At 60.2% G+C, this 12989-nt stretch carries 12 protein-coding genes; 9 read left to right on the top strand and 3 right to left on the bottom strand.

Features of this window, described 5'->3' with window-relative positions; all coding sequences use genetic code 11:
* Positions 1-88 precede the first annotated feature (88 nt).
* On the bottom strand, positions 89-790 hold the full coding sequence (locus PMW70_RS08615; RefSeq protein WP_050766156.1) for a GntR family transcriptional regulator: 702 nt from the start codon (positions 788-790) through the stop codon (positions 89-91).
* Positions 791-983: 193 nt separating this feature from the next.
* On the opposite strand from PMW70_RS08615, the gene PMW70_RS08610 reads away from it, so the two are divergent.
* The 3 genes from PMW70_RS08610 to PMW70_RS08600 all read left to right on the top strand — a co-directional run bounded on the left by PMW70_RS08610 (position 984) and on the right by PMW70_RS08600 (position 4162).
* Positions 984-2018, top strand: coding sequence for a YeiH family protein (locus PMW70_RS08610; RefSeq protein WP_271744598.1), 1035 nt, complete (start codon positions 984-986; stop codon positions 2016-2018).
* A 266-nt stretch (positions 2019-2284) separates the two neighbouring features.
* Positions 2285-3502 carry a helix-turn-helix domain-containing protein gene (locus tag PMW70_RS08605; RefSeq protein ID WP_117790468.1) on the top strand — a complete coding sequence of 406 codons (1218 nt, stop codon included), beginning with the start codon at positions 2285-2287 and terminating at the stop codon, positions 3500-3502.
* A 234-nt stretch (positions 3503-3736) separates the two neighbouring features.
* Positions 3737-4162, top strand: coding sequence for a hypothetical protein (locus PMW70_RS08600; protein ID WP_271744596.1), 426 nt, complete (start codon positions 3737-3739; stop codon positions 4160-4162).
* Between the two features lie 126 nt (positions 4163-4288).
* Here PMW70_RS08600 and PMW70_RS08595 read toward each other — a convergent pair whose 3' ends face one another.
* Positions 4289-4810 (bottom strand): nitroreductase family protein, encoded by a 522-nt coding sequence (locus PMW70_RS08595; protein WP_271744595.1) that lies wholly within the window; start codon positions 4808-4810, stop codon positions 4289-4291.
* 295 nt (positions 4811-5105) lie between these two features.
* Here PMW70_RS08595 and PMW70_RS08590 point away from each other — a divergent pair, with 295 nt between their 5' ends.
* The 4 genes from PMW70_RS08590 to PMW70_RS08575 all read left to right on the top strand — a co-directional run bounded on the left by PMW70_RS08590 (position 5106) and on the right by PMW70_RS08575 (position 9804).
* Positions 5106-5396 carry a CDP-alcohol phosphatidyltransferase gene (locus PMW70_RS08590; protein ID WP_199583492.1) on the top strand — a complete coding sequence of 97 codons (291 nt, stop codon included), beginning with the start codon at positions 5106-5108 and terminating at the stop codon, positions 5394-5396.
* A 181-nt stretch (positions 5397-5577) separates the two neighbouring features.
* Positions 5578-6078: a MarR family winged helix-turn-helix transcriptional regulator gene (locus tag PMW70_RS08585; RefSeq protein ID WP_117648383.1), complete on the top strand. Its 501-nt coding sequence runs from the start codon at positions 5578-5580 to the stop codon at positions 6076-6078.
* Positions 6078-7802: an ABC transporter ATP-binding protein gene (locus PMW70_RS08580; RefSeq protein WP_271744594.1), complete on the top strand. Its 1725-nt coding sequence runs from the start codon at positions 6078-6080 to the stop codon at positions 7800-7802. Before PMW70_RS08585 ends, PMW70_RS08580 begins: the two co-directional genes overlap by 1 nt.
* 1 nt (position 7803) lies before the next feature.
* Entirely contained in the window at positions 7804-9804 is a 2001-nt protein-coding gene (locus tag PMW70_RS08575; RefSeq protein ID WP_271744593.1) for an ABC transporter ATP-binding protein, read from the top strand.
* 112 nt (positions 9805-9916) lie between these two features.
* On the opposite strand, the gene cysE is transcribed toward PMW70_RS08575, so the two are convergent.
* Positions 9917-10621 carry a serine O-acetyltransferase gene (gene cysE / locus PMW70_RS08570; protein ID WP_117759262.1) on the bottom strand — a complete coding sequence of 235 codons (705 nt, stop codon included), beginning with the start codon at positions 10619-10621 and terminating at the stop codon, positions 9917-9919.
* Positions 10622-10845: 224 nt separating this feature from the next.
* Between cysE and PMW70_RS08565 the strand changes: the two genes are divergently transcribed.
* The gene (locus PMW70_RS08565) at positions 10846-11493 is read left to right on the top strand and encodes a DedA family protein (protein ID WP_117582947.1); all 648 of its coding nucleotides are present in this window, start codon (positions 10846-10848) and stop codon (positions 11491-11493) included.
* A gap of 288 nt (positions 11494-11781) precedes the next feature.
* Positions 11782-12834 carry a branched-chain amino acid aminotransferase gene (locus PMW70_RS08560; RefSeq protein ID WP_271744592.1) on the top strand — a complete coding sequence of 351 codons (1053 nt, stop codon included), beginning with the start codon at positions 11782-11784 and terminating at the stop codon, positions 12832-12834.
* Positions 12835-12989 lie beyond the last annotated feature (155 nt).

Here is a 12989-nt window from a genome sequence, read left to right as displayed (position 1 = left end):
GCCCGGCTCCGCATCAAGACGGAGCCGGGCCTTTTCTGCGTTTGCCCAGATAAAACCTGCCAAAATAAACCTGTCCCTTTTTGGCAGGTTAGCGGAGCTTGCTGGTCTCGAAGTACTCGGGGAACTGGTCCAGAACTTCGGTTTGGTTGCGGAACATCATGTGCAGGTGCTTGCTGACCAAAAAGCTCGCTTCGATGGGGTCGCGACCGGCGATAGCGCGGCGAATCTGCTTGTGCTCGTTCACGATGTCCTGATTGTCGAGAACCTGCGTGGCGGCGCGCAGCCAGCGGAAGCGCTCCAGGTCGGCATTGGTCTCTTCGAGCCACGACCACACGGTGCTGCGACATGCGATGCTAAAAATCATGTGATGCATAAGGTTGTCGCTCAAAAAGAAGCCGATGCGATCCTCTTCGGCCATGGCCTTTTCCTGCAGCACGATGGCGCGGTCGAGCTGCTCGATGCCGGCCGACGTGGCTCGCGCACAGCACTCCACAATCACCTGCTTTTCCAGATGTTCGCGGATGTAACAGGCACTCTCGGCAAGGGTGAGGTTGATGGGTGAGACGTAGGTGCCACTCTGGGGCACGGTGCGCACCAGGCCTTCCTGCGCCAAGCGAACCAAAGCCTCGCGCACGGGCGTGCGACCCATATCCAGGTCGTCGCAAAGTTGCTTGACGCCCAGCTTTTCGCCCGGCTTGTAGTCCAGGTAGACGATTTTGCGTCGAATGGTGTGGTAGGACTGGTCCTGTAGGCTCGTTTCCTGCTCGCCGACGTGCATCGATTCTTCCATAGCGCCTCGCAACTGTTCTATCAAACTCATATGTCAGTTGTTAATTATGCCGCGAATCAGCTTTCCGCGGTGGGTAATTCGGCTGTTGCCCAAGAACTATTGCGGCATCTTAGTCTGTGTTTGCGCAAGGCTGCGCTCAATGTTGCCGTATCATAAGCCGTCACAAACGTGAAATAGAAAGAAGGAATCCCATATGCAACTGGCGAATATCGTACGTGAGCGCTGGAAGGGCGTCTTGTTCTGCCTGATCATCGCCATTCCCGCGACGTTGCTCGGCAAACAGATTGAGGTGGTCGGTGGGCCGGTATTCGCCATCCTCTTCGGCATGGTTCTGGCGCTCGTCTTTCCCAAGAATCATCGCGAACAGCTCGCCGCCGGTGTCACCTATACGTCTAAAAAAGTCTTGCAGTACGCGGTTATCCTGCTTGGCTTTGGCATGAACCTCTCCCAGATTCTGTCCAAGGGCGCCCAGTCGCTGCCGATTATCGTGGCGACGATCTCGACCTCGCTTGTCATCGCCTTTGTGCTCTGCCGCGCTATGAACGTGCCGGGTAAGATCTCGACGCTTGTGGGTGTGGGTTCGTCGATTTGCGGCGGTTCTGCCATCGCCGCTACCGCGCCCGTCATCGATGCCGACGATCGCGAGATTGCCCAGGCTATTTCGGTCATCTTCCTGTTTAACGTTATCGCGGCGCTCGTGTTTCCAACGCTCGGCGGTATGCTCGGGCTGACCAACGAGGGCTTTGGCCTGTTTGCCGGCACCGCCATCAACGACACCTCGTCCGTAACGGCTGCGGCGAGCGCTTGGGACAGCATGCATCCCGGCGCCAATGTGCTCGAGAGCGCCACGGTGGTCAAGCTCACCAGGACACTGGCCATTATTCCCATCACGTTGGTCCTCGCATGCTGGCAGATGCATCTGGCGCGCAAGGCCGGCGGCGACGCCAAAAGCACGTTCTCGCTTAAACGCGCGTTTCCCATGTTTGTGCTGTTCTTTGTGCTGGCGAGCGTAATCACCACGGTGCTTCAGCTTCCCGTGTCCATCACGGCGCCCATCAAGGAGCTGTCGAAGTTCTTTATCGTGATGGCCATGGCGGCTATTGGCTTTAATACCGATATCGTCGAGCTGGTCAAAAAGGGCGGCAAGCCCATCGCGCTGGGCTTTTGCTGCTGGATTGGCATTGCGTGCATGAGTTTGGGAATGCAGCACGTGCTGGGAATCTGGTAGAGGAGTAGCTTATTTGCGTGCTGGTTGCTGGTGAGCGCATGCCTGCGGTGGAGCGATAGGAGCTCTTGCGGGTATGGCTTGTCCGCAGGTTTATAAGTCCCGAAGAGCTCTTATCGCCCCGCCAGGATGGCGATGCGGGGCAACACCTATACTCGCAGGACGGCGCTTTCTGCCCTATAGTGTTTGGTGAGCAATATCGTTCAATTTTGAAACACTCGGTCGTGCGACCGTCGGCGGTTGCACGTCGCCGCGGACAGGGGCAAATCATGGATAGCGATGCCAAGCTGAACATCTTGACCGAGGCCCTGGCTGCTGCCGGGGCCTCGGCATTGGCAATCGATGCGCGTGGGGACGTCGCGATTTCGACCATGAATGACGCGGCGCTTGAGCGGGATGTGGCGGCTTTTGTCGCTGAGCGCCTCGACCGTATAGGAGACGGCGCGCGTCTGGTTATGGGGCGTGCGGGTACGCGCCTGAGCCTGACCGTTCGCCCCACCGACAAAGAAGGCGGGGGCCTTTGGGTCGTCGTGGTCCGCGAGGTACGCGGCGCCGCGGCACATGCGGGCATCGAGTGGCTCAACGCCGACGAAGTTGAGGCCCGCTACGAATCGAGCGCGTACGGCATCGTTGAGGGGGCGGCCTCGGTAGCTGCGCCGGTCGCCGAGAGTTACGCGCGCGGCGTGCCCCTTATGCTCGAGGGCGAGCTGGGAGCGGGTCAGGTCGAGATCGCCAAGCGCCTCTATCTGGACGGTCCTTTTGCCGATCAACCCTTTGTTGCCGTTGCGCTCGATGAGCTTACCGATCGCGGTTGGCGCCACGTGCTCAAAAGCGCCGAATCGCCGTTGTTCCAAACGGGGCTGACACTTTGCATTGAGGGCTGGAACACGGTTGGCCCCCAGCGTCTCCGCGAGCTCGTTTCCACGATGGCCGACACCGCGTTGGCGACGCGCTGCCATGTGGTGCTGACGGCGAATGACATGCCGGGCGGCAGCGAAAGTGATCAAGCTGCCTTTGTGACTGAGCGCTTCGCCTGTGCGGTGAGCGTGGCGCCGGCAATCGCCGAGCAGGGAGCCGCGTCGACGAAGGTTGCGCGCTATTTGGAATATCTCGCTGATGCATTTGGGACGGCAGCGCCCACGTTGTCTGCCGCGGCGGCAAAGACGCTCGATGTTTACCGCTGGCCGCGCAATTATCTGCAGCTCCGCGAGGTCTCGGAACGACTGTATATATTGGTGGGGGCGGGCACGGTGGACCGCGCTGTGGCGGAGGAAGTGCTCGCCCAAGAGGACGTGATTAAGACCGCAACCTTTGGCGCCCCGACACTCGAAAGCGACCTGTATATCCTGCGACCGCTGGCCGATACCGAGCGAGATATCGCGCATCTGGTTGTAGATCATCTCCACGGCAACCGGACCCGTGCGGCGGAGGTGCTGGGCGTAAGCCGAACAACGCTGTGGCGCTTGCTGAAGGACGATGACCGTTGAGCGAGGCGCCCGTGACCGCGCGCGACGCGTGTGCTACAGTCCAAAGCGTTATTGTTTCGATTTGGTTACGGCGTGCGGGGGCGTATGGCTGAGACTACAAAACCGAGCCGCAGAAGGCGGAGTGCCGCGCCGGTTAACCGACGCACAACATCGGTGACGTGGGGCAAACACGCCTCGGGGTTTGACGGCTCGTTCAAGCGCACTAAATACGGCTATCCTTCGACAGGTGCTCGCTTGGCAATGCAGGCAGAGTCCTCGCTGTGGGGCCGCAAACGCGTGGTGGGCTCAAAGCTCAAGCACGACGGCACGCTCGGCTACATCAGCCGCGGGGCGGCTCGCCGCAGTGGGCTCAATCCTGCTGGTTGGCATCGTTGTGTGCCGATCGCGGTCGTCGTTGCAGTGATCGTCATCGCACTCGCTGCGCTTGGCTACGCCGGCGGTGGCGCCAACTTGGACGCGGTGTTTAAATCGCCCGAGCTCGCGCATGCAGGCACAGAAGTTGTCGAGGGCGCTCAGACCCAGACGGGCGTCGCGCCCCAGCGCGGCATGGTCGCGGCAGCCTCCACCATCGCCGACGCTCAAAAGGACGAGGGCGAACAGGGCGACGGCGCCGAAACGACCCACACGAACGAAACGACGACAACTCCATCGGCAAGATAAGTTGCGAGTGGGGCAGCAAATTTGGGACGGGGCCTTTTAGCTGCCCATGTGCCGAACGTCAGATTGGCGTGAATGCGGCTCGCGCAGCGTCAAGCGGTCCGCCGTTCGTTAGAACGGCGGAACTAATTACCCGACGTATACCACGTTGTCGCGGCGCGGCTTTGCCTCGGGGAGCGCATCCTCGGCGTAGCCCAGAATGCAGTTGCCCACACCGCGCAGACTTCCGTCGGCGGGCAGATCCCACTTGGCCAGCAGCTCCAGGCCCTCGGGCGAATCGAAAACCTCGTGGGCGCGATGTATCCAGCACGAATCAACACCCAGCGCATAGGCAGCATTGAGTAGATTGCCCATGGCAAGTGATCCGTCTTCCAGATGCGTGGGCACGCTGCGGTCAACCAGAACCACCACAACGGTCTTGGCGCCATAGAAGGGGTCGGTGTTGCTGCCCATGACCTGGGCGTTCAGCTGTGAGAGACGTTCGACGGTCGCAGGGTCGGTGACGGCGACAAACGTCACCGGCTGGCGTCCCATGCCGCTCGGCGCGTACTGGCCAGCTTCGATAATACGTGCAAGCTTTTCTGCCTCGACGGGGCGATCGCTGTAGTTACGGCAGCTGCGGCGGTGGATGAGCGCTTCGATGGTCTCCATGGGTTCTCCTAGCGATGACGTTGCAGATGCTCCGTTCTTACCCGTCGTGCCGTAGCCGTAATCGCGCAGAGGGCCCCAAACAGCAATAGCCACCAATCGGAGAAGTCGGCTTGCATAAAACTGCGGCAAGAATGTGAGAAGCTGATGAGATGGTTAAACGTTTTATCCCGTCTACCCTGCGGTTTTTTACCACTTGCCTAAAACATGGGCGCATATCCATTGATAAAGGTTTTACTAAAGGGGTACCAACGTTTATCAATGCGCTGTGGTGGCGCTGGGCCAGGAGGTAACTATCATGTTCCAGGCTGGAGATGTTGTCGAGACTGACTTCGAAGGATTTCTGAAGCTGCTGCGTTCCAAGACGCGTGCTTTTGTGACAATCGACAACCACGAGTACTACATCACGCATACCGATGGCTATTGGCGTGTTCAGGATTGCGAGGCCCTCAACGATAAGGGCCACTTTACTGACTGCTCCGAGCTGGTCAACACGGTCTGCGAGGTCGTCGAGCTGCCTTGGATCTGCGGCAAGAGCCTGCATGACAGCTTTGCGGGCGCTACGGTCTACGAGGCCGTCGCTGCCTAACAGGCAATAAAACCCGATTTTCACGTGACCGCTGGCGCCGCCCCCGCGCCGGCGGTCTTTTTCTGCCGATAGGCCATAAAAGTGCACGCGTTTGCGGAGAGCCTGTTGACGATAGTCAAAACTCGGACTAATCTAGAGATATAAAATTGGTCAAAAATCGGACAATCGAATGGTGGGATAGATGAATAGTGCGGTTACGCTGGTCGACTTCGACCGGTTGCTCAATGGACTCGACCATATCTATTCGGAGTTCTCGCGCGCCTGCGGCCTTTCGGACTGCGCTTACTGGATGCTCGTCGATACCAGCACGGCGGGCGGCAGTATTGCCGTAAGCCGTCTGACAAGCGAATGGTTCTACAGCAAGCAGACCATCAACTCGGCCATTAAAACCTTGACGGCGCGGGGCTTCGCAACGTTGGAGTTTGCCGAAGGCAGTCGTAAGAACAAGGTTGTGAGCCTGACCGAAGAGGGCAGGCGATTTGCCGAGCGTTATGCGCTGCCGGCACTCAAGGCCGAGCAGCGAGCCTTTGGCGCGCTTGAGCCGTGTGAGCAGCGCGAGATTATGCGCTTGATCGGAAAATTCTCTCAGGTGCTCGGTGAGGAGTGCGAGGCATTTAAGCAGCATATCGCTGCCGAGAGCCAAGCCGAGAATCAAGGTGAGGGGGAGTCGTGCGACTGTTAATGAGGTTTCTGAAGCCCTATCGAGGGCTTATCGCAGTGACGCTGCTGGTGCTGCTGGTTGATAACGTCGGCACGCTGTTGGTTCCCACGATGCTGGCGAACATGGTCAACACCGGTATCACCACGGGGGATGTCGACTACATTTTGCGCAATGGCCTCTACATGCTTATCGCGACCGGCATGGCCAGCGGTGGTGCGGTGCTGGGCTGTTATCTTTCGGCCCGTCTGGCGGCCAATGTGGCCTGCGACATCCGCAACGCCGTCTACGATAAGTCGCTCGAGCTGTCTGCCAGTGACTTTGAGCGCTTTGGCACGGGTTCGATGATCACGCGCTCGCTCAACGACATCAACGTGATTCAGCAGGCGATTCTGCAGACCATTCAGCTGGTGCTGCCGGTGCCGTTCTTGGCCGTCGCGGGCATCATCTTTGCCTGGTTTATCGATCCTGCCATGGGCACGCTGCTGGGCGTGGTCGTTGCGATCGTGCTGGTGGCGGCGGTCTTTACCGTTGCCAACGCCGCGCCGATCTTTATGCGCCTGCAGAGCTTTATCGACCGTATGAACGTGGTGCTGCGCGAGAACATCGTGGGCGTGCGCGTCATCCGCGCATTTAACAAGGAGCGCCACGAGGAGCAGCGCCTGGACGAGGTGTTTAGCGATTACGCGGCCAATGCCATCAAGGTCAACCACCTGTTTGTGGGTCTCGACAGCTCCAGCTTCTTTTTGATGAACATTGCCGAGGTGGCGGTGCTGTGGGTGGGCGGCAACCGCGTGGGCGTCCATGCCATGCAAATCGGCAGCATCTCGGCCGTGCTGGAGTACGCGATTCTGATCCTGTTCTTTGTGATGATGGCGCAGATGGTGGTGCTGACGCTTCCGCGCGCCGCGGCGTGCCTCAACCGTGCGCAGCAGGTGCTCGAAATCGAGCCGAGCATCGTGGACGGCAAGGCCACGCTGGGCGACGGGGCGCCTGAGTCCGCAGACGGCGCCGACGCGGTGGCCGTGTTCGACCACATGTCGTTCCGTTTTGACGATGCCGACGAGGACGCCCTGTGCAACCTGAGTTTTGCCTGCCGTCGCGGGCAGACCACCGCGATCGTGGGCTCGACCGGTTCGGGTAAGTCGACGGTGGCAAAGCTCTTGCTGCGTTTTCACGATGCCACGAAGGGCACCATTCGCCTGGACGGTGTTGACCTGCGCGACCTTTCGCAAGACGAGATTCGCGGGCGCATTGCCTATGTGCCGCAGAAGGCGTGGCTGTTCTCGGGCACCGTGGCAAGCAATCTGCGCTTTGGCAACGAGGACGCGACCGAGGCGGACATGCTTCATGCGCTGCAGGTTGCCCAGAGCACCTTTGTGCTCGATCAACCGCAGGGGCTCGATACCCCGGTTGCCCAGGGCGGTACGAACTTTTCGGGCGGCCAGCGCCAACGTCTGGCCATCGCCCGTGCGCTCATGAAGCATGCCGATCTATATATCTTCGACGATAGTTTTTCGGCCCTGGACTTTAAGACCGATGCGGCCCTGCGCCATGCGCTGCAGGACGAGACGCGCGACGCCGCGGTGCTCATCATCGCGCAGCGCATCTCGACGATTCTGCACGCCGACCAGATTGTCGTGCTCAAGGATGGCGAGGTCGTGGGCCTGGGCACGCATGGCGAGCTTATGGAAACCTGCGAGGTGTACCGCGCTATCGCGGAATCGCAGATGAAGGGAGGTGAGTAGCATGACCGAGGAGCTCAAGAAGCAGGGCATCGCCGATGACGCCGCGGTTGCAGAGACAGTCGAGGCGGTGGGCGCCACGCCCGGCCTGGACGAAGCCGCCAAGGCGGCGGAGCGCGAGGCTCGCCGCCAGGCGCTCTACGAGGAAAACGAGCGCGCCGAGGACGAGCGCGCCCGCGCCGAGGCAGAGCGCATGCGCGACGTTGACGACGAGGACGAGGACGAGACGCCCCGCGACACCTGGGCGACGGTGCGCCGCCTGTGGAGCGAGGCCGCCGGCGACCATTGGCGTTTCTATATCGTGTTCGCGAGCATCGTGTTCTATGCCATCTTTAACACCGCGGCGCCGGCCTACAGCGCCCGCGTGATCGATGAACTGTGGGGGCACATGAAGGTGGCGTTTGCCAACAACACTACCTTCAGCATTACCTGGGAGAACTGCGGCAGGACCATCTTCATCTACTTTATGATCTGGACCGCCGCCGCCTCGTTCTACGCACTCCAGAGCTTTTTGATGTCGAGCGTTGCCGAGCGTCTCAACCTGCGTCTACGCAACCGCATCGCACAAAAGCTCAACCGTCTGCCGCTTGCCTACTTTGACGCGCATCGTCCCGGCGAGGTCGTCAGCCGCGCGACCAACGACCTGGACAAGATGTCCGAAAGCATGCAGCGCGGCTTGCTGCAGCTTCTGGTGTCGATCGGTACCGTGGTGGGCGCCGTGAGCGTAATGTTCGTGTTTAGCGTGCCGCTCACGCTGGTCTTTTTGTTCTTTACGGCGTTGTCGCTGCTGGTGACCAAAGTGGTCTCGCGTCGCACACATGACGTGACCGGCGAGCGCCAGGAGTGGGTGTCCAAGATTACGAGTGCGGTCGAGGAAGGCTATTCGGGCCGTCTGGTGATTCGTGCGTTTAACTGCGAGCGTCAGAGTTCTGCCGAGGTGCACCAGGCCTCGAGTGAGCTAGCGCGCGTGAGTACCAAGGCCGACTTTATGATCAATGCCGTCGGCCCTGCGGTGCGCTTTATCGGTCGCCTGGCGCAGATCGTGATTGCGCTCGTGGGCTGCAGCATGCTGGTTGCCGGGCATATGACCGTCGGCGTGTTCCAGGCGTTCTTCCAGTTTATCTACGAGGCGTCCGAACCCATGACGCAGCTGTCGTTCACCTTCAACTCGCTGCAGAGCGCGCTGGCGAGTGCGGAGCGCGTGTTCGACCTGCTCGATGAGCCCGAGATGGAGGCCGATCCGCTGCCGGACGAGGCCGCCAAGCTGCCGGGTCGCGTTGAGGGCCGCGTCGCTTTTGAGCATGTGCGCTTTGGCTACACGCCCGAAAAGCCGCTCATGCGCGACGTGTCGTTTACCGCCGAACCGGGTCAGAAGATTGCGGTGGTGGGAACCACGGGTGCGGGTAAGACCACGCTCATCAACCTGCTCATGCGCTTCTACGAGATTGACGGCGGCCGCATTACGCTCGACGGTGTGGATACGCGCCTCATGAACCGCGGTGAGTTACGTCAGCAGTTTGGCATGGTGCTGCAGGACGCCTGGCTGTTCGACGGCACGATTGCCGAAAACATCGCCTACGGCTGCCCCGAGGCAACGCGCGACGAGATCGTGGCTGCCGCCCGCGCCGCGCAGGTCGACTTCTTTGTGCGCACCATGCCGCAGGGCTACGACACGCGCGTGGCCAATGATGCCGAAAGCATCAGCCAGGGCCAGCGTCAGCTGCTGACCATTGCGCGCGTGCTGCTCAACAACCCGGCGATTCTCATTCTGGATGAGGCGACCTCAAGCGTGGATACGCGCACCGAGCTTGCCATCGGCCGTGCCATGGACGCGCTCATGCATGGGCGCACGAGCTTTGTGATCGCACATCGCCTGTCGACGATCGTGGATGCCGACCTGATTCTGGTCATGGATCACGGCAACATTATCGAGCAAGGCACGCATAAGGAACTGCTGGCTGCCGAGGGCGCCTACGCCGACCTCTATCTGAGTCAGTTCGCCTAAGGTGACAAAGGGACAGTTCCGCATGTCACATTGGAAACAAGGCGTGCCGGGGATTGATTCCCTGGCGCGCCTTTTGCGTCGGTGTCGATGTTGTTTTGTGCCGCTCGCGTTCCTAGTGCTCGTCCACGAGCTTGGCGACGAGGGCCTTGAGCTCGGCCACCTCTCGCTCGAGTTCCTTGACGCGGCGGGCATTCTCGGTGATGCCCTGGCGGTTGAGGGCGCTCTGCTCGGCGGCGTCATCGGGCATGTACTCGCGATGCTGCTTGGCATCGAAGCTTTCTTCGAACACGCGGCAGCCGTTGCGCTTGATGATGCGCCCGGGCACGCCCACGACGGTGCAGTTATCGGGTACGTCTTTGACGACGACCGAGTTGCCGCCGATCTTGACGTTGTTGCCGATGCGGATGTTACCGAGCACCTTGGCGCCTGTGCCCACAGTGACGTTATTGCCGAGCGTTGGGTGGCGCTTACCGGTCTCGTTGCCGGTACCGCCGAGCGTGACGCCCTGGTAGAGCACGCAGTTGTCGCCCACAATGGTGGTCTCGCCGATGACGACGCCCATGGCATGGTCGATAAAGAAGTGCTTGCCGATCTGCGCGGCGGGATGAATCTCGACGCCGGTGATATGGCGGGTGATTTGCGAGAGCACGCGGGCGAGCGAGCGATGTCCATGTTCCCACAGCCAGTGCTCGGGCACGTGGTTCCACTTGGCGTGCAGGCCGGGGTAAGAAAGGAAGATGACTAGGCCGTTTTGCGCGGCGGGGTCCTGTGCCTGGACGGTCTTGATGTCCTCGCGAATGGTATTGATAAAGCTCACCGGCCGCCCTCCCTTAGCACCGCGACAATGCAATTCAATAAAGTATAGCGATTCGCTAGGGATTAGGAAGAGCAATCTTGCTCGGCTTTGCGCGACAGGTGTCAATTATGCAAACTTGCTGGTAATGAAGTCACGCTTTTGTAAGGTCGTGTGCGTTGCCGCGTCACAACCGTATACTGGTCAACTTGGACGTGTCCGCGCCCACAACTGAGAGGTTTTACTTCATGGGTTTCATCAATTTTATCGCCGAGCTGCTTAAGGATCCGCGCACCGCGATCGCCAGCTGGATCGCCGCCGGCCCGCTTATGGCCTATGGCTGCGTGTTCCTGATCATCTTTATCGAGACGGGCGTGGTGTTCTTCCCGTTCCTTCCCGGCGATTCGCTGCTGTTTGCCTCGGGTTTCTTTGCCCACAACGGCGGCTTTAACATCGTGGCTCTGCTGGCCGTCGCATGGACGGCTGCCATCTTGGGCGATCAGTGCAACTTTATGATCGGTCATTTCTTTGGCCAAAAGATCATCGCCTCGGGCAAGGTGAAGGCCATGACGCCCGAGCGCATCAAAAAGTCCGAGGACTTCCTGGACAAATGGGGCCACCTGGCCATCTTCCTGGGTCGCTTCTTCCCGTTTATCCGCACCTTTGTGCCCTTCATCGCCGGCATGGGCGGCATGCATTGGCGCAACTTTGTCATCTTTAACGTGCTGGGCGGCATTACCTGGTCGACGGTCTTCACTCTGCTGGGCTACTTCTTTGGCGGCATCCCCTTTGTGCAGGAGCACTTTGAGCTGCTGATTATCGGCATCGTCGCCGTGTCGATCATCCCGACCGTGGTCGGTCTGGTTAAGGCTAAGCTGGGCAAAAAGAACGCGTAGCTCGAGCCAGCGCGCAAACCGTGCCGTTGAGGCCCGTCACCGCTTACGGTGGCGGGCCTTTTTGCTTCGGTCAAATGAAAATACTTTACTTAGTTAAAGAAAAGCGTTTTATCAGACGCGTACGGGGAGTACAATCTCGTGCATGCGAATCGACGTGCCATCGGCTTTGATGCCGTTCGCGTGTCCCGTCCGGCTCTACGCTCCGGGCGTGCGACGTTGCGACGCGGTCGACCCCGGTCCTTGCGTGCGGGTTCGCGAGTATGCAACTGTGTATGTAAGGAGCGACATATGGCTGTCGAGAAGAAGGATATCGATTGGGGTAGCCTCGGCTTTGGCTACATGAAGACCGATTACAGCTACGAGGCCCATTGGAAGGACGGCGAGTGGGACGAGGGCGGCCTGACCACCGACCACACCCTGCATGTCTCCGAGTGCGGTGGCATCTTCCATTACTGCCAGGAGGTCTTTGAGGGCCTGAAGGCCTATACCGCCGAGGACGGCAGCATCGTCTGCTTCCGTCCCGACATGAACGCCGAGCGTATGTATAACTCTGCCCAGCGCCTCGAGATGCCCCCGTTCCCCAAGGACAAGTTTGTTGAGGCCGTCAAGCAGGTCGTTTCTGCCAACGCCGCCTGGGTTCCGCCCTTCGGCTCCGGTGCAACCCTGTACGTGCGTCCGTTTATGATCGGCTCTGGTGACGTGATCGGCGTGGCTCCCGCTCCTGAGTACACGTTCCGCATTCTCGTGACCCCGGTCGGTCCGTACTTTAAGGGTGGCCTCAAGCCCGTCAAGCTGCGCGTTTCCGAGTACGACCGCGCCGCACCGCACGGCACCGGCAACATCAAGGCCGGCCTCAACTACGCCATGTCCCTCAAGCCCACGATGGAGGCCCATCGCGAGGGCTATGCCGAGAACCTGTATCTCGACTCTGAGTCCCGCACCTATGTCGAGGAGACCGGCGGCGCGAACGTTCTGTTCGTGAAGGAGGACGGCACCCTCGTCGTTCCTCAGTCGCACACCGACTCCATCCTGCCCTCCATCACCCGTCGCTCGCTCGTTCAGGTTGCTCAGGACCTGGGCATGACCGTCGACCAGCGTCCCGTCGAGTGGGCTGAGGTCAAGGCCGGTACCTTTGTCGAGTGCGGCCTGTGCGGCACCGCTGCCGTCATCTCCCCGGTTGGCGAGATTGACAACAAGGTCTATGGTGCCGATGAGACCGTGACCTTCCCGGCTGGCTACACCGAGATTGGCCCCGTGATGAAGAAGCTCCGCGAGACCCTGACCGGCATCCAGTCTGGTGCTGTTGAGGATAAGCACGACTGGGTTTACACCGTCGCGTAAGCTGCCATAGCTGTTCGGCCCGAGGGCGACCTTCCTTTCCGGCGCGTCCTCGGACATGAAAGAACCTCCGCTGCGCACTGAACTGCGCCCCAATTCTTGGACGGGCTAATAAGCGGCCTACGCCGCACATAGGGACTGATTCCGGAATTCCTCCG

Source organism: Collinsella aerofaciens, from assembly GCF_028209625.1.
Classification (GTDB): domain Bacteria; phylum Actinomycetota; class Coriobacteriia; order Coriobacteriales; family Coriobacteriaceae; genus Collinsella; species Collinsella aerofaciens_AM.
Note: the sequence above shows the minus strand (reverse complement) of the source record. Positions and strands in the feature narration are given on the sequence as shown.